Origin of the sequence: Canibacter oris, from assembly GCF_014197205.1 — a bacterium.
Lineage (GTDB): Bacteria > Actinomycetota > Actinomycetes > Actinomycetales > Microbacteriaceae > Canibacter > Canibacter oris.
The window spans coordinates 53,521-69,702 of sequence record NZ_JACIFD010000014.1; the positions used below are offsets into that span (position 1 = coordinate 53,521).

Annotated in this window: 14 protein-coding genes; 6 read left to right on the top strand and 8 right to left on the bottom strand. The window is 55.4% G+C overall.

Going from position 1 to position 16,182, the window contains the following annotated elements; genetic code table 11:
* Positions 1-62 precede the first annotated feature (62 nt).
* From F5897_RS06915 to F5897_RS06930, 4 genes are read right to left on the bottom strand one after another with little or no spacing between them, the layout of a single operon-like run.
* Positions 63-1,751 (bottom strand): polysaccharide deacetylase family protein, encoded by a 1,689-nt coding sequence (locus F5897_RS06915; RefSeq protein WP_183304996.1) that lies wholly within the window; start codon positions 1,749-1,751, stop codon positions 63-65.
* Positions 1,751-3,289, bottom strand: a complete 1,539-nt coding sequence (locus tag F5897_RS06920) for an alpha/beta hydrolase (RefSeq protein ID WP_183304997.1) — start codon at positions 3,287-3,289, stop codon at positions 1,751-1,753. The genes F5897_RS06915 and F5897_RS06920 overlap by 1 nt, the downstream gene beginning before the upstream one ends.
* A 13-nt stretch (positions 3,290-3,302) precedes the next feature.
* Positions 3,303-4,463 (bottom strand): DNA polymerase III subunit delta', encoded by a 1,161-nt coding sequence (locus F5897_RS06925; RefSeq protein WP_183304998.1) that lies wholly within the window; start codon positions 4,461-4,463, stop codon positions 3,303-3,305.
* A gap of 58 nt (positions 4,464-4,521) precedes the next feature.
* A complete protein-coding gene (locus tag F5897_RS06930) occupies positions 4,522-5,157 on the bottom strand; it encodes a YigZ family protein (protein ID WP_183304999.1) in 636 nt (211 codons plus the stop codon).
* A 121-nt stretch (positions 5,158-5,278) separates the two neighbouring features.
* Here F5897_RS06930 and F5897_RS06935 point away from each other — a divergent pair, with 121 nt between their 5' ends.
* Positions 5,279-5,647 carry an RNA-binding S4 domain-containing protein gene (locus F5897_RS06935; RefSeq protein ID WP_124824704.1) on the top strand — a complete coding sequence of 123 codons (369 nt, stop codon included), beginning with the start codon at positions 5,279-5,281 and terminating at the stop codon, positions 5,645-5,647.
* Positions 5,644-6,639, top strand: a complete 996-nt coding sequence (locus F5897_RS06940) for a 3-methyladenine DNA glycosylase (protein WP_246332281.1) — start codon at positions 5,644-5,646, stop codon at positions 6,637-6,639. The genes F5897_RS06935 and F5897_RS06940 overlap by 4 nt, the downstream gene beginning before the upstream one ends.
* On the opposite strand, the gene F5897_RS06945 is transcribed toward F5897_RS06940, so the two are convergent.
* From F5897_RS06945 to F5897_RS06960, 4 genes are all read right to left on the bottom strand, one after another.
* Positions 6,636-6,923, bottom strand: coding sequence for a chorismate mutase (locus tag F5897_RS06945; RefSeq protein ID WP_343048853.1), 288 nt, complete (start codon positions 6,921-6,923; stop codon positions 6,636-6,638). The genes F5897_RS06940 and F5897_RS06945 overlap by 4 nt on opposite strands.
* Before the next feature lie 140 nt (positions 6,924-7,063).
* Entirely contained in the window at positions 7,064-8,356 is a 1,293-nt protein-coding gene (locus F5897_RS06950) for an adenylosuccinate synthase (protein ID WP_124824706.1), read from the bottom strand.
* A 1-nt stretch (position 8,357) separates the two neighbouring features.
* Positions 8,358-8,801, bottom strand: coding sequence for a DUF3151 domain-containing protein (locus tag F5897_RS06955; protein WP_124824707.1), 444 nt, complete (start codon positions 8,799-8,801; stop codon positions 8,358-8,360).
* A gap of 60 nt (positions 8,802-8,861) precedes the next feature.
* Positions 8,862-9,350 (bottom strand): YajQ family cyclic di-GMP-binding protein, encoded by a 489-nt coding sequence (locus F5897_RS06960; RefSeq protein WP_183305001.1) that lies wholly within the window; start codon positions 9,348-9,350, stop codon positions 8,862-8,864.
* Positions 9,351-9,609: 259 nt separating this feature from the next.
* On the opposite strand from F5897_RS06960, the gene rpmB reads away from it, so the two are divergent.
* The 4 genes from rpmB to F5897_RS06980 form a co-directional block, all read left to right on the top strand.
* Positions 9,610-9,846, top strand: coding sequence for a 50S ribosomal protein L28 (gene rpmB, locus F5897_RS06965; RefSeq protein ID WP_124824709.1), 237 nt, complete (start codon positions 9,610-9,612; stop codon positions 9,844-9,846).
* 1 nt (position 9,847) lies between these two features.
* Positions 9,848-10,018: a 50S ribosomal protein L33 gene (gene rpmG, locus F5897_RS06970; protein WP_124824710.1), complete on the top strand. Its 171-nt coding sequence runs from the start codon at positions 9,848-9,850 to the stop codon at positions 10,016-10,018.
* Positions 10,019-10,020: 2 nt separating this feature from the next.
* Entirely contained in the window at positions 10,021-10,326 is a 306-nt protein-coding gene (gene rpsN / locus F5897_RS06975; RefSeq protein ID WP_183305002.1) for a 30S ribosomal protein S14, read from the top strand.
* Between the two features lie 296 nt (positions 10,327-10,622).
* Positions 10,623-16,182 (top strand): DUF5979 domain-containing protein (locus tag F5897_RS06980; RefSeq protein WP_221221341.1); only part of this gene is annotated, 5,560 nt, incomplete at its 3' end.

A 16,182-nucleotide genomic window follows, 5' to 3' on the forward strand; every position in this document is an offset into this window, starting at 1 on the left:
GCCTTTCAAAATTTCGGTGGTGGATCCGCCTCCCGTGGCACACCCACCCGGGTCGATTCTGGTTAGCGCCGCCGCACCACGCCGTGCGGCTTGCCGTCGAGCAGCTCCGTCACCGTGACCAGGCTGAAGCCGCGGGCGTGCAGCCCGGAGATAACCTCGGGCGCAACCGCCACAGAGTCAGCGTGGATATCGTGGAACAGAATAATACTTCCCGGCTGTGACACTTGCACAGCGTGGGAAATTAGCGCTTCTCGGCCCGGTTTGCGCCAGTCCTCGGTGTCGACATCCCACATGATTGCAGTCAGGCCTACGGCCTGCAGCACCTCGTCATTCAGGTCGCCATAGGGCGGGCGGAAATGCGTAACGGGCGCGCCCGAAATCTGTTCAAGAATACGTTTTGCCTCAAGCACCTCGTGTTTCGCTTCGGGCAGCGGCAGCTTGGTGAGCGCGGGGTGGCGCAGGGTGTGACTGCCGATTTCGTGACCTTCTGCAGCCGCGCGCTTTGTCACCTCGGGGTAGCGCTGCGCGCTGGGCCCCAGCATGAAGAAAGTTGCGGGCACCTGGTGAGTTTTCAGGGTGTCGAGGAGTTTCGCGGTGTGTTCGCCCGGGCCGTCGTCGTAGGTGAGCGCAACACACGGCAGCAGGTCGCAGGGTAGCGTTACGCCGCCGTCAACCGCGCGCAGGGCGGTATCGCGCGCGGTGCCAGGTGTGGTTGTTGCTGCCGCACTGCCGCCAGTGCGCAGCTCCGGCGTCACCCATTCTAGTGCGGTGTCAAGCGCCACCACAAAGGTCTTCGGCTCAGTAGTTGCCGGCACTCCCACTGCGGTAAGCTCCGGTGCGGTAATCCCCGCCGGCAGTCGCACGATGATGTTTTCCGCGGTAATCTCCGCATCGTTTAGCGCCTGCTGCACCAACCGCAGTTGCTCAGCTGGGGCGGCAGCAATCGGGGCAAGACTCAGTGACCCCGCTTCGTGCCGCAGTATATTCACCGCGGCACGCCAAAACTCTTGCGCCCCCGTGGCGGTAAATCCGCCTCCCACATAGGCTCCGGTGTTTGGATTCAACAGCAGATTCAAGCTGGTGTCAGTAATCACCCGGTCGCCCTGCATGCGCACCGTGCGCAGTCGAATCTCCAGCAGCTCGGCATCCAACTGCACCGCGTCACACACAATTGCGGTGCCGCCTTTAGCGGGCGGCGCCGTTTGCGAATCAGACAGAATTTTAGCTGCGCTCCAGTGGGTGGATCCGGCAACGCACCCCCGCTGCTGCAGCTGTGCGCCGACCTCATGTGCCTGCGGCCGGTAGGCTCGTGTGTTTGCCGCGATGCTTTCGCGCAGGTAAGCAGTAACAGCCTGATTCAGCTTGTCAGCGCCGGGCACATAGATAAACCGCGCCGCAAGATTAGCCTCGGTGTTGCGAATCCGCTGCTGTTGCAGTCGCAGCTTATGCACCGTGGCGGTGTATGCGGCTTGGGTGATTGGTGCGGGGATGGTGGATCCACCACCCTGTTGCGGTGTAATCCCGGTTGCAGTACCAGAGCTAGAATCAGTGGCGGTTGCGGAACCCAGCAGTTTTCCAGTTGCGGGAGAAACTGCGGTATTATCCGAAACCAGCCGGATGCCGGTTTCGGTGGCGAAGTTCCGGGGCGTCCAAGCGGTGTCAACAATCGCCTGACACCCCGCTAGCAGCACCGCCGCCCCCGCGAGCACAGTCGCGAGGACAGCACGGCTGCGGCTGCGCCACCGCTGCATTAAAGCTGGTCTTCCGTGGCTACTTCACACACGGTTTCGTGCTGCGGCAGCACGTTCCGGTTGAAGTATTTAGTAACCAGGTCGGTCACACAGGAGGAGGTGCCGAAAGCAATGTGACCCTCGCCCTCATAGCTCACCAGCACCCCGTTTTCGAGCTGCTCTGCCAGGCTGACCGCCCACTGATACGGGGTTGCCGGGTCACCCTTGGTGCCGATTACCACAATCGGTGCCGAGCCCGCGGCGGTTACCCCATCACGGCTGTCAGCGCTCACCGGCCAGCCCCAGCAGCTGGCTTCAGAATAACCCTGGTAAGGCCCAAAAATAGGGGCCTCGGCAGCAAGCTTTTCGGCGTTTTTGCGCATCGCCGCGAGATCTGGCTGCTGTTGCGTGTAGTCAGAGCAGTTGATAGCAGAAAAAGCTTCTCGAGAATTATTGAGATAGCTGCCACTGCTGGAACGGTCGTTGTAGAAATCAGCCAGCAGCAGGGCGGTCTCAGTTTGGCCTTTTTCAATTTCACTCATCAAATCAGTTAAGAACGGCCAAGAATCTTGTGAGTAAAGAGTCGTGATGATTGCGGTTAGTAGCACTGAACTGGTGACCCAGCGCCCGTCAGCTGCTTTCAGCGGCTGCTTATGAACCTGTGCGAGCAGCTGTTTCACACGTTCTTTACCGGCAGCAACATCTCCGGTGTACCAGCAGCTTTGTTTCGCAACACAGTCAGTGAGATAGTTGTTAAGCGCCAACTCAAACCCTTTGGTTTGATTGACCACAACCTCAATCGTGTCTGCGGTGGGGTCAATTGCCCCATCAAGAACTATTTTTCCTGTCAGCTGGGGGTATTTATCAGCGTATCTTGCCCCAATGTAGGTGCCGTAAGAGAAACCGAGATAGTTGAGCTTTTCGTCTTTAACGAGCTGGCGGAGTAGGTTAAGATCTTGCACAGTGTTCGCGGTGGAGACATGCTTAAATAGTTCCCCGCTGCGTTCTACACATTTTTGTGCGAAATCTTCGTTATCGGCTTTCACCTGCGCCAGCCAAGCCTCAGAGCCTGGCTCCGGGGCGTCTTTATCGTAACCGTAAAGATCTTCATCAAGTTCTTCATAGGTGAGGCAAGAAACGGCACTGGAGTAGTCTACTCCGCGTGGATCCCAACTGACAATATGATAATCATTACGCAGTTCTGCAAGCTCAGAGCCAGCATTTTCAAGATAACTCACACCGCTGGCGCCCGGGCCGCCAGGATTGACAAAAATTGTGCCACGCGGATTTGCAGAGTATGACTTGAGACGCGCAACATTCAGATAGATAGCATCTTCTGCAGTGGGGTTTTCCCAATCAAGCGGTGCCTGCACCTCAGTGCATTCGATGCTGCCACAGTCTCCCCAGAACAAAGTTTGCGAAGCAAAATCAGAACCCGTAATGCTGCCATCGGGGCGTTGAGGCTGCTGTATTTCTACCTCTTCAAGCGGCACACAGGACGCCAACGCCAGAGAAGCGATAGCGCCAACGGTAGCTATTTTTAACCTACGACCAGCCATATTATTCCTTACATCAGTTCGGGATAGTGATTAAACTTACCAGTGCTGCCTCTAACACCAAAGCAGGCTGAATATTACGCCCCAAACGCCCCCGCGCGGTCTCCAACTCCGTCGCAAAAGCACAGATTTTTTGGGTGCTAACTGCTGCGCTCAACTGTTTTAGCTGCTGCGCGTGCGCCTCATTAATTAGCTCCGGTCCCGCGGTGTCACGGTGCAGCTGCAACGCGAGAATATCGCGGCACACGGTGAGTAAATCAAGCAACACGCGATCCACCCCATCAATAGTGGCACGAGTCAACCGTCGTTTGCTGCTCTCCTCAAGCTCTTTAAAAGCCCTGCTGTAGTCGCGGGGGATCTTCTCACCCGGCTGCAAACCGAGACTGTGATAAAGCGCAGTGCGCTCTTGCTCCAGCTGCTCCGCCACCTGCTCTTCGGCATCCTGCTGCGCTGCCTGATGCAGCTTAGTCGCAGCCTGCATCGCAGCCGCCAGATTGGTGATTGTTAAAACCGCAGCAACTGTGTCAAGTCGCCGCTGCAAAGCATCCGCGTTGGTCGCCAACTGTCGCGCCATCCCGATATGCCCCTGCGCCAGCTTTGCCGCTTGCAAAGCTAACTCCGCAGCTACTCCGTCACGCTGCTGCAGCAGCTCAGCAACCACCGCAACATCGGGTGTTGTCAGCCGTAACACTCGGGTACGACTGCGGATTGTCGGCAACAGGTCGGCCTCGCTCGGTGAGCACAGCAGCCACACAGTAGACTCCGGTGGCTCCTCTAACGCTTTAAGAGTGGCGTTGGCTGCCTGGGAGTTCATCCGGTCGGCGTCTTCAATCACGATAACCCGCCGCGGCGACACAGCCGGAGCGAAATAAGCGTTAGCAACCGCCTCCCGCATCTGTGCCACGCCCAGCTCGTTGGTTTGTGTGCGCACCAGCTTAACATCAGGGTGGGTGCCCAGCAGCACCTGCTGATATGTTTCCTCCAGTTCAGCAGCACTTGCTGTGGGGGCTGCCACCAGCGCCGCCGCGAATCGCAAGGCGAGATTAAAGCGCCCGGAGCCCGGGGGGCCAATCAGCAGCCAAGCGTGCGCTAACTGTGCCGCGCGCTCAGCTCGCAGCGCCGTAGTAAGCGTCTCAACCGCCGCGCGCTGGCCGACAATCTCGCTCCAAAAACCCATACCTCTAAGCTTAGTGAGAATCTATGAATAAAGCATGCTAGCTTGGGGTGCCGGGTCGCTAAAATGCGGCGGGCAGATCCACATACTGCTGCCCTAAAATTTCACAGTGCGCTGCGCCCGCACTGAGAGTCGCAGCGAGTTCTGTCACTGTTGCCGTCTCCGCCAGCGGAACCGATACTGTTTGTGTCACAACCTCGCTGAAAACTGCCTCTCCAATAATCGCGCCGCGTCGCCGCAGCTCGCTGACAAGTGCGCCGTGCACTTCGTAGGAAGATGTCACCGCTACCTGCTGCTGCAGTTCACGCCGGATTCGTGGGGCGGAGCTCGCCGCTGCTGCAACTGCCGCGCGGTAAGCCCGGGTGAGGCCGCCGGCACCGAGCAGGACACCTCCGAAATAGCGGGTCACAATTGCTACCACATCGCTCAGCTGTGCCGCGGTTAAAGCCTCCAACATCGGAGCTCCGGCGGTGCCGCTGGGTTCGCCGTCGTCGTTGTGTCGCGCGATGCGCCCGTCGCTGCCGAGCACAAAGGCGGTGCAGTGATGGCGGGCGCGGGGATGGGTGGCGCGAACCTCGGCGATAACCTCGCGTGCCTGCTGCTCTGTCTCGACCCGCTGCAACCGGGTAAGGAAGCGTGAGCGCTGAATCTCAAGTTCAGTTTCGACCGTGCCTTTAATCGTTGTATAGCTGCTCACGTTTCTATTTTGCCAGGCCGTGGTCGGTGCCAGCTATTCGGTGAAGTTTGTGCGATGCTCGCTACTGCTGAGCTTTGGCCGGAGTCCGCGAGCGTCGCGCATTCCCGCTAGACTCGAAGGTATGAGTGCGGTGCGAGTGGATCAGTGGGTGTGGGCGGCGCGGCTGGCTAAAACCCGCAGCCAAGCCACTGCTGCTTGTAAAGCCGGGCATGTGAAGCTTAATGACACCACAGCGAAACCTTCACAGCCGGTAAAAATTGGGGATACAGTGCGGGTTACCATCGGGCAGAGTTATAAACTTTACCGCGTGGTCGGGTTTGCCACGAAGCGTGGCAGCGCTGCCGAAGCCGCACAGCTGTTTACAGATTTAACGCCGCCGCCGCCGCCGAAAGCAGAGCGGCAACTAGCGATTGTGCGTGAGCGGGGAGCGGGGCGACCATCGAAGAAAGAACGCCGAGACCTTGATAAGCTGCGGGGATTCACCAGATGAGTGCTAGCGCTCTGCCCGCCCGCACCGTAGCGGTGCCGGAACAGCTGTCAACGGGGGTACCCGATGCTAGTCACACAGGTGCTTTGCCGCTGCTTGTAGACAGCCCGCCCATCCGGTCCGAGTGGCGGGAGTTTGATCTCGAAACGTGGCAGCGCTTGCAACAGCAGCACACCGCACGGGCTACGGAGTTCACAGCCGGGCATCTGGCGCGTCGGGCGCGCGGTGAAAAACACGCGATTGAAGATTTCTTGTTCACCTACTACTCGTTCAAACCCGCACAATTGGCGAAGTGGCACCCCGGGGCAGGGGTGATCCTTACTGCCTGTACAGCGCGCGCCAACTGGCGTTATTATCACCAGGACGCGGCCGGAGCGCACGTGGATTTGCGAGGTTATTTTGCGGTGCGCGGCGCAACCGTGGCCTACGTCAAAGATCTGCTGCAGCGCACCCTTGCGCATACCCCGAATTTCGGCTGCTTCGGGCTGCACGAGTGGGCAATGGTTTACCAACTAACTCCCGAGCAGATACGGCATCGGGGGCTGCGACTGCGGCTCGGTCATAGCGGCAGCGATGAGGTGGTGCAACACCATCGCATCACCTGCAGCCACTTTGACGCGTTTCGTTTCTTCACGCCTCCGGCGGCGCCGCTGAACACCCTGCAACCGACACGTGAAACACAGCCGCTGCTGGAGCAGAGCGCCTGCCTCCATGCCGGCATGGACATCTACAAGTGGATTACTAAGCTTGGCCCAATTGTCCCGGGCGAACTGCTGCTTGATGCCTTCGAGCTGGCGCGTGATATCCGCTATGTTGATATGCAGGCTTCACCCTACGATGTTAGCGATTATGGGCTGCCGGCAATCCCGATTGAGACTGCCACCGGCAAACGCGAATACATGCGGTTGCAGCGCGGTTTTGCGGCGCGCGGCAACGAGCTGCGGCATCGGGTGCTGGAGTGCATTCAGCACGCTGAGATGTTGTATAGCGGTTAAACTTGTTGGTCTTGCGCGGCGATTTGGCGATGATGTTGGATCACCTCAGCCACCACGAAATTAAACCATTTTTCGGCGAACTCCGGGTTAAGGTGGGCATCTGCTGCGAGTTGTTTCAGTCGTTCAATTTGTCGTGCTTCGCGCTGCGGATCGCTCGGCGAGAGGTTATGCTCCGCCTTTAATTGCCCCACCGCCTGAGTGCATTTGAAACGCTCTGCGAGGAGGTGGATCAGCGCTGCATCAATATTGTCGATACTGGCGCGCAGACGCAACAGTTGTTGCACCGCCTCCGGCTGAGGCGGCTGTGGGGTTGGCGGCTGTGAAGCCGATGCTGGCGCGCCCGCGGTTGGGGCCGTCGTCTGACCAGGTGACGGCTCAGCTGCGGCCCCGGCGGGCTGCTGTGCGGCGGCGCGATCCACCATGATTACACCTCGTCAGTAAGCGGGTGCCGCACCACAACCTGCTCCCGCTCGGGGCCCACTCCAATGGCGGAAATGCGGGCACCGCTCATCTGCTCTAATGCCAGGATGTAGCGCTGCGCGTTCTGTGGTAGCTCCTCGAAGGTGCGGGCGCCGGAAATGTCTTCCGTCCAACCGTCGAACTCTTCGTAGATTGGTTTCGCGTGGTGGAAGTCGCTCTGATTGACTGGCATTTCATCGTGACGCACACCGTTAATTTCGTAAGCCACACAGACCGGAATTTTTGGGAGCCCACTGAGCACGTCAAGCTTGGTTAGCACGAAATCGGTGACGCCGTTAACGCGGGCAGCGTAACGAGCAATTGGCGCATCGTACCAGCCGCAGCGGCGGGGCCGTCCGGTGGTGGTGCCGTACTCGTGGCCTACTTTCGCGAGATGCTCGCCATTGGCATCAAACAGTTCAGTCGGGAACGGACCTGCTCCAACGCGAGTGGTGTAAGCCTTAATAACAGAGATAATGCGAGTCAGGTGTTGCGGAGCGATGCCGCTGCCGGTGATCGCACCGCCGCTGGTGGCATTGGAGGAGGTTACGAACGGGTAGGTGCCGTGATCAATGTCAAGCATTGTTGCCTGCCCTGCTTCATACAGCACGGTTTTGCCGTCTGCTAGAGCTTCGTGCAGCAGTAGTGAGGTGTCGCACACCATCGGCTCCAACATCTCCCGGTAGCTTAAGAGATCAGCGATAACCTCTTCCGGGTCGATAGCGCGGCGGTTATAAATCTTCACGAGCACCTGGTTTTTGAACTCTAGTGCTGCCTCAACCTTTTGCCGCAGAATGCTCTCGTCGAAAATATCCTGAATGCGTACCCCGACACGATTGATTTTATCGGCGTAAGCTGGGCCAATACCTCTTCCGGTCGTGCCGATTTGGCGTTTTCCAAGGAATCGTTCGGTGACTTTATCAAGGGTGCGGTGATACGCGGTGATAACGTGCGCGTTAGCGCTTACTTTCAGTTTTGAGACGTCAACGCCGCGGCTGGAGAGCCCGTCAAGTTCCTGTTTGAGCACTCCAAGGTCGATGACCACCCCGTTAGAGATAACGGGCACTACTCCCGGGGTTAAAATGCCTGAGGGCAGCAGATGCAGTGCGTATTTTTCATTACCAACAACCACGGTATGACCAGCGTTGTTGCCGCCGTTGAATTTTACAACGTAGTCAACCTTGCTGCCGAGTAGGTCTGTGGCGCGGCCTTTGCCTTCATCACCCCACTGGGCTCCGGATACGAGCAGAGCAGGCATGTTAATCCCCTTCTTCTGTGACAGGTGGTTGCTGGTTAGCAGTCAAGTGTGTGAGAGCTTGCGGGTCGCTATCGTTTATGAATTGTGTCAGCCTCGCAGCCTCGGAGGTTTCATCAATGGCTGTTGCTGCAAGTTGCAGCTCATAGAGGGCAGTCAAAACTCCACGGTTAGGAGCGTGGCTGTAAGGAACGCTGCCGTGCCCACGCCAACCATTTTTGCGTAGCGTATCAAGCCCTCGGTGATAGCCGACACGGGCGTAGGCATAAATTTCAAGAGCAGGCTTGCCAGCGAGCCGAGACTGTTGCGCTAGAGTTGCCCAAGCGAGGGCAGATTCTGGGTGCTGCATCACCACAGCTGCTGCAGGTTTGCCAGCAGCTAGCAGCTGGGAGGCTGGGTCTGTCGGTAACAGCGTAGCAGCGGGAGCCAGGAGATTTTCTCGCATCATATTCTCAGTCTAACTATTCTTTGTCTGACATCGCAGCCAGTCTTGCAAGCTACAATTTGCCTAACGGAAGTTTACGAACTGCAATGCAACATCAACGTCTGCTTCTTTGAGCAACGCAATGGTGGTTTGCAAATCATCGCGGCTCTTCGAGCTTACCCGCAGTTCATCACCCTGAATCTGACTTTTAACGCTTTTCGGGCCCTCTTCGCGAATAATTTTGCCGAGTTTTTTCGCGGTTGCTTGATCAATACCTTCTTTGAGTTTTGCTTCAATCCGGTATTCTTTGCCGCTTGCGTAAGGCTCTCCGGTATCGAGAGTTTTTAATGACAAGCCGCGCTTGACAAACTTAGACTGCAGCACGTCAAGCGCTGCTAAGACGCGCTCTTCGCTGTTGGCTTTCAGCATTATTTTGTCGCCTGACACCTCAATTTCAGCGCCGACGCCTTTAAAATCGTAGCGTTGCTCTAATTCTTTCCGTGCCTGATTGACGGCATTTTCGACCTCCATGCGGTCGATTTTACTTACTACATCAAATGTTGAATCAGCCATGCTTTAAGGGTATCTGATTTTATTTGCCCTATTAATAGGGAATTTCAAGCTTGTGGAAATTTTTGTGTCGTAATGGTGCACTACGAGTAGTTGCGCTCATTTGTTTGCATTCTGGCTCCGAATGTCTGTAAGATTGACTTCGGCTGTGTCTTCTCCTGTAGGCATAGACCGCGGGCGCTACCGACTTGGTGCGCACGCAGACAAGAGATCTTGGGAGTTTAGCTTTTTTAGCTGGGCTCGGTACTGAGAGGAAATAACTATGGCAGCAGTGTGCCAGGTGACCGGAGCTGTTCCAGGCTTTGGCCACAACGTATCACACTCACACCGCCGCACCAAGCGTCGGTTTGACCCAAACATTCAGAAAAAGACTTACTTTGTGCCTTCACTCGGCCGTAAGGTAACGCTAACTCTGTCAGCTAAGGGCATCAAAGTGATTGATGCACGTGGCATTGAGGCAGTAGTTGCAGACCTGAAGAAACGCGGGGTGAAGTTCTAAAATGGCGAAAAAGAGCCAGGACGTACGTCCTATCATTAAGCTGCGCTCAACAGCAGGCACTGGTTTTACTTACGTCACCAAGAAAAACCGCCGCAACACCCCTGACCGTCTAGTGCTGAAAAAATACGATCCTGTGGTTCGTAAGCACGTTGAATTCCGAGAGGAGCGCTAATCATGGCTAAGAAAAGCATGATCGCGAAGAACAAGCAGCGTCAGGAAATTGTTGCACGTTACGCAGAGCGTCGCGCCGAGCTGAAAAAGGCGCTTGTAGATCCAAATGGCACCCCGGAGAGCCGTGAAGCTGCTCGCCGTGGCCTGCAGAAGCTGCCTCGCAACGCTTCTCCAGTGCGTCTGCGTAGCCGCGATGTCATTGATGGTCGTCCACGTGGCGTGCTCAGCAAGTACGGCATCAGCCGTGTGCGCTTCCGTCAGATGGCGCACCGCGGTGAGCTGCCAGGTATCACCAAGTCAAGCTGGTAAAAAGCTATCTTTGTAATTGCTTGCACGATTGTGCAAGTTTCAAAAAGAGGACCTCGGTTTCCGAGGTCCTCTTTTTTCATTAATGTCGGTTTTTAGAATAAAAGCCTGGTTTTTAGGAACTTGTTAAGATTAACGCCTTGCCGTAGAATTAAAAGGTTGAGGGGGAGAATATGTGCAGTTGCTGTTCTCCTCACTAAGACGCAGAAGAATGGATAGCATACATAATGTCGAGTCGAAAAAACCCCTTAGCTAAGGTGTCCGCGAGGATTGCTGCTACAGCTACAGTATTGACTCTGTTGGCCTCAAATGCACTGTTTGGGCCAAACACCGCGCTAGCGCTTGATAGCGAGCCGGAACCGAATCCAGAGGTAGGAGTTGAGCAGCCCGCAGAACAAACACCAGACAGTGGGTCAGAGGATCAAAATTCCACCGATAATCCAGCTGACACTGGTTCTGAAAACCAGCTAGGCGAATCTGCTTTTTTCCGAGCACCAGCAAATACCGGCCGCTCAGGTGCGCCGAGCGTTGCTATTGAGGTGGTTAGTGACGGCACCCCCGACGCGGGGAACGTGTGGTCAGCCGATGACAACCCGGGCAACGACTCAGGTGCAAATAACGGTATCGTGCGAGTGAACGACACCATTCGTTACCGTGTTAATTATGCCGTCGCTGGAGGCCCCGGCAACAACACAACCGTGACTGTAGCATTGCCGCGCGGTGCGGAACTGGCAAAGCTTCCGGCATTGTGTTCTGGCCCGGGATCATCGTTGACTCCGCAGTCTATTTCTGACCGGGTTACTGTACCGCTGACCGCAAACTCTAAAGATCAGCTAGAGGTGCAGACCCTGGTTTGTAACCTCGGTAACTTGAATAACGACTCAAAATCATTCGAGTTTGACGTTAAAATTTCAAACCTGCTGCATCACGGGGACAGCATCACCCCAGGCAGCGTTACGGTCAAAACTGACCAAGCAAGCACCCCGGTGCCAGCACAGTCACTTCCAACCACCACGGCCTCTGCGCGTCTGATGTGGGATGTTTCAAAGAACTCAGTGCTCCTCACTGAAAACGGTGGGTACAAATATGGCCCAGCAGTGGTGGCATGTAATTTTGACACCAGCCGTGTGTGCTTTATGACTCGCTACAACCTACTGCTGTCTGCACCGGCCGGTGGTAAGGGTGCAATGCCAGCAATCGGTGACATTTATCTTGAGGATAATCTCACCCCTGAGGCGATGTACCCACAGCTGAGCTCACAGCAGTTAGCGGCGTTGAAAGCAGATCTCAATAAGTACGGTAGCCGTGTGCGCACCACCTTTGAGACCAATGGTGCAGCGTATGAGCGGCCATTCTCAAAGATTGGCGGAGCAGCAACCGTTGTTAATTCGGTGCGTGACTCAGGTCGCGTGAAAGTTGTGCAGCCGGGTCCGGGTGAGCCAGTACAAATCACCATCAGCGACGCTGATACCACCTTAAAGACTTACCCGACTCAGGTTGCTAACCCGACAGGGAAGGCAATTCCTAGCAAAGACGCCTACGCAGTTTCATACGCTTTTGAGGTGCACACCCCGACTGATGTAGTACGAGATTTCGGCGTGGAATCTAATAACGTTTGGACACTTAACACCGTCAACAAGCTTGACAACATGCGCATTGGTGGCTTTAATCCAGTCTCTGACGTGCAGACCTCAGCTGATCAGCCAGGGCCAAACGCTACCAAATACCCAGGCACTGACACTGTGCACTGGAACGATTACATGACAACGCAGCCGAATCTCTCAGTGAGCGGAGTTTTCTCAAAGCGTTTTGTCGGAATTAGCGGACAACCAGGTAACGTTGCGCCGGTAGACTTTAACGCGGGTGATCGCGGCTGGATGGGTGAGGGCCCTCCGGGTGGAGCAACCTTTGGCTCTGGTGGTATCACTGTGGCCCCTACACAGAGTGTTACCTCGCTTTTGACTATTCACTCTTCAAACGCTGCGCTGCCAGCCAGCCAGAGCATTGTTGCTTGTGATGTTTGGGATAACACCAAACTCTATCTGCAAGCACGCCAGCATCCGGGCGACCCTAACACCCCAGGCCGCTATATCGGTTCTGACGGTGAAGCGGTGTGGATTACCGGTTACAACAACCTTCCACTGACACCAAATGGCCGTCTGCAATATGCAGATAAGAAGAGTCAGGTTCCTGAAATTAAGGTGCAGTACTCAGCTGCTGGCACCGCCGGAGCAGGAACTAACGCCCTCTGTGATGACTCGCAAGGTCCGTGGTATGACAATCCAAACGATCCCGCTTTAGGAAACGATTCAGCTCTTGCTGCTCAGGGTATCTACACCGGTGTGAAGCGAGTTCGAGTACACTTTGTTTCACCTCCGGCTGTGGGGGCACATATTGCATTCGTGCGTTACAACATTGCAATCGGGATGTATGTTGCAGATGCCGGGCACCCAACCGGTGAACTTTTGCCAAACTGGGCAACAACTAAGCGTCTCACTAACTTTGTTGGCGGAAATCAAGAATATACCGCCGGCACTGTCGATGAGGTAATCGCAGCTAATAAGCCTTGGAGCCGTAACACTTACGACTACAACGGACACACCGGGGCTATTGGAGACCGTCTGATTCTCGCGCATGCGCAGGCGCGAGTGTCTAAGCTGGTACGTGTGGGTGACAGCGGTGACTTCACTAAAACTCCGCCAAATGTTACTGGCGGTAATAAAGTGCAGTATCAAATCACTCCAAGTCTCACTTCCGGAGCAAGTACAACCGGAATTCTGAAAGATGTGTGGGTTGAAGACTGTCTGCCAGGCAGCCAGGACTACCTGAACGCTGTGCCGGCGCCACAGGTTGTAAGCTCAACCACTCCTGGAGATGCTAAACGCCCAGCCTGTGCCGCTGATGAAACTTACCTGCGTTGGGAATACCCAAAACATGAGGTGAATCAGGCTATTGAGCCAATCATTTTGGAAGCAGAAGTTAGCAGCGGCGCCCCTAACGGTGTATACACCAATAAGGTGCAGGTCTGGGCACAGGATGACAACTCTACCGAAAAGCAGCGCAGCGATAGCGCACAAGTGCAAATCTCTAATGTTGCAGGTGTGAAGCTGGAAAAGGTTCTGACCACTCCAGTACGGCAGGTGTTGCCAGAAAATCCTGACTTTACCGAAAACATCGGATGGCGAGTGCGTTTGATTAATGCGCTACCAGCCGCTGGTGGTCCGACTGTGACGAATCCAGATATCATTGATGTGCTGCCAAAGAATGGTCTACATGACTCAAAGTTCAGCGGTAAGTTCGCTTTCGAGAGTGCTAAGCCGACTGCTCGTAGTGTGAGCACTATGCGGTTGTTTTACACCTCAGCGCAAGATATTGCGCTAGATCCGCGTGATCCGAGCAATCAGCAAAACGGTAGCACAACTTGGTGTGACGCACCGGCTAACGGTAATCCGGTTTACGGTAGCGGAGCCTGCCCAGCAGACGCCTCTGAAGTCACTGGCTTGCGTGCTATTAGTCCCGGAACCTACCGTGTTGGGGAAATTCTGGAGTTTGATGTAACCGCGGTTGCCACCGGTAACGCTGCGGGAGACATCTACGATAACGTAACCTTCGCTGCTGCGCAGGGACTGCAGTTCCCAGTTGGGCCGATCCACCGCCAGACCACAGTTGTGGGTTCTAGCATCGGTGATTACGTTTGGTGGGATTACAACCGTAACGGCGTGCAGGATAATTTTGAAGGTGAACCTGAAAAACCTGCGGGAGAGATCATAGTAGAGCTGTATGGCCGTGATGATCTGGGTAACGACGTCAACTTGCAGACCAGAACTGATGGCACCGGTCACTACCGCTTTGAGAATCTGCGCGCCTCAGATAACCAGGGCTATCAGATTACGTTCACGGCACCTAGCGGGACAACCTTCACTCAGAAACTTGCCGGCAATGATACCGCGCTGGACTCAAACGTTGATGCAAACGGTCGTAGCGACGCGATTAAACTGCCGCGCGATACGAACATCACTGATGTTGATGCGGGTTTGCTAACGCAGGGTAGCTTGAAGATCACTAAGTTGCTTGAGGGCGCCGGTGTGAAGCCGTTCGCCGGCGGCAATCAGCTAACCTTCGATGTCAGCTGTACACTCGACAGCCAGCCAGTCTTTAACAAGACCGTTAACGTCGCTGTACCTGCCGGTGTTACCAGTGTTGATTCTGAACAGCTGAATGACATCCCGGCGATGTCTAAGTGTGTCATCACTGAAACTAGCCAGGGAACGGCAGACGCTGCTGCGACGCCTGTGACCGTGGTCGTGGGAGCAAATATGGAGCGTCTCACAACTGCGTCTTTGACTAACTACTACTCAGCTGGCACTGTTGAGGTTGCTAAGGTGCTTGAGGGTAATGACACTGCTTTGGCTGCTGCTGCGGCTAAGGAGTTTGAGGTGATGGTTACCTGTCAGGTTCCTGGTGTTGGTGGTGCTGCTGGTGCTACTGTTGCTTCGCAGTTGGTGAAGTTCACTGGTGCTGGTAGTAAGAAGCTGCTTGCTGATAATGGTGAGCCGGTTTATCTGCCGTTGGGTGCGAAGTGTTTCGCTTCTGAGCCTGTGAATGGTGGTGCTGCTGAGGTTGTTATCTCGCATGATTCTTTCGCGAATGGTGCTGAGGTTGTTGGTGGTAAGCCGACTGAGCTGCAGGAGCTGTCGCTGCAGGTGACTAATAAGTTTGAGTTGCCTAAGGGTGAGCTGAAGATCACTAAGTTGCTTGAGGGTGCTGGTGTGAAGCCGTTCGCTGGCGGTACTGAGCTGGAGTTTGGTGTTGTTTGTACCTTTGAGGGTGCTGAGGTGCGGAATGAGACTGTGAAGGTTGCTGTTCCGGCTGGCGCTACCTCGGTTGAGTCTGCGGTGCTTGGTGATTTGCCTGCTTCTGCGAAGTGTGTGATTACTGAGGTTGCGGCTCCGGGTGCTGATGAGCTTGCTGCTCCGGTGACTGTTACTATTCCGTGGGATGCTGCGGCTTGGACTTCTGGTTTGGCTAATGCGTCTTTGACTAACTACTACTCAGCTGGCACTGTTGAGGTTGCTAAGGTGCTTGAGGGTAATGACACTGCTTTGGCTGCTGCTGCGGCTAAGGAGTTTGAGGTGATGGTTACCTGTCAGGTTCCTGGTGTGGGTGGTGCTGCTGGTGCTACTGTTGCTTCGCAGTTGGTGAAGTTCACTGGTGCTGGTAGTAAGAAGCTGCTTGCTGATAATGGTGAGCCGGTTTATCTGCCGTTGGGTGCGAAGTGTTTCGCTTCTGAGCCTGTGAATGGTGGTGCTGCTGAGGTTGTTATCTCGCATGATTCTTTCGCGAATGGTGCTGAGGTTGTTGGTGGTAAGCCGACTGAGCTGCAGGAGCTGTCGCTGCAGGTGACTAATAAGTTTGAGTTGCCTAAGGGTGAGCTGAAGATCACTAAGTTGCTTGAGGGTGCTGGTGTGAAGCCGTTCGCTGGCGGTACTGAGCTGGAGTTTGGTGTTGTTTGTACCTTTGAGGGTGCTGAGGTGCGGAATGAGACTGTGAAGGTTGCTGTTCCGGCTGGCGCTACTTCGGTTGAGTCTGCGGTGCTTGGTGATTTGCCTGCTTCTGCGAAGTGTGTGATTACTGAGGTTGCGGCTCCGGGTGCTGATGAGCTTGCTGCTCCGGTGACTGTTACTATTCCGTGGGATGCTGCGGCTTGGACTTCTGGTTTGGCTAATGCGTCTTTGACTAACTACTACTCAGCTGGCACTGTTGAGGTTGCTAAGGTGCTTGAGGGTAATGACACTGCTTTGGCTGCTGCTGCGGCTAAGGAGTTTGAGGTGATGGTTACCTGTCAGGTTCCTGGTGGTG

Excerpts from the sequence above, each read along its gene's own strand:
- rpsN (WP_183305002.1), top strand. The coding sequence starts at position 10,021 with ATGGCTAAGAAAAGCATGATCGCGAAGAACAAGCAGCGTCAGGAAATT.
- F5897_RS06925 (WP_183304998.1), bottom strand. The coding sequence starts at position 4,463 with ATGGGTTTTTGGAGCGAGATTGTCGGCCAGCGCGCGGCGGTTGAGACG.
- F5897_RS06940 (WP_246332281.1), top strand. The coding sequence starts at position 5,644 with ATGAGTGCTAGCGCTCTGCCCGCCCGCACCGTAGCGGTGCCGGAACAG.
- F5897_RS06935 (WP_124824704.1), top strand. The coding sequence starts at position 5,279 with ATGAGTGCGGTGCGAGTGGATCAGTGGGTGTGGGCGGCGCGGCTGGCT.
- rpmB (WP_124824709.1), top strand. The coding sequence starts at position 9,610 with ATGGCAGCAGTGTGCCAGGTGACCGGAGCTGTTCCAGGCTTTGGCCAC.
- F5897_RS06920 (WP_183304997.1), bottom strand. The coding sequence starts at position 3,289 with ATGGCTGGTCGTAGGTTAAAAATAGCTACCGTTGGCGCTATCGCTTCT.
- F5897_RS06960 (WP_183305001.1), bottom strand. The coding sequence starts at position 9,350 with ATGGCTGATTCAACATTTGATGTAGTAAGTAAAATCGACCGCATGGAG.
- rpmG (WP_124824710.1), top strand. The coding sequence starts at position 9,848 with ATGGCGAAAAAGAGCCAGGACGTACGTCCTATCATTAAGCTGCGCTCA.
- F5897_RS06955 (WP_124824707.1), bottom strand. The coding sequence starts at position 8,801 with ATGATGCGAGAAAATCTCCTGGCTCCCGCTGCTACGCTGTTACCGACA.
- F5897_RS06950 (WP_124824706.1), bottom strand. The coding sequence starts at position 8,356 with ATGCCTGCTCTGCTCGTATCCGGAGCCCAGTGGGGTGATGAAGGCAAA.
- F5897_RS06915 (WP_183304996.1), bottom strand. The coding sequence starts at position 1,751 with ATGCAGCGGTGGCGCAGCCGCAGCCGTGCTGTCCTCGCGACTGTGCTC.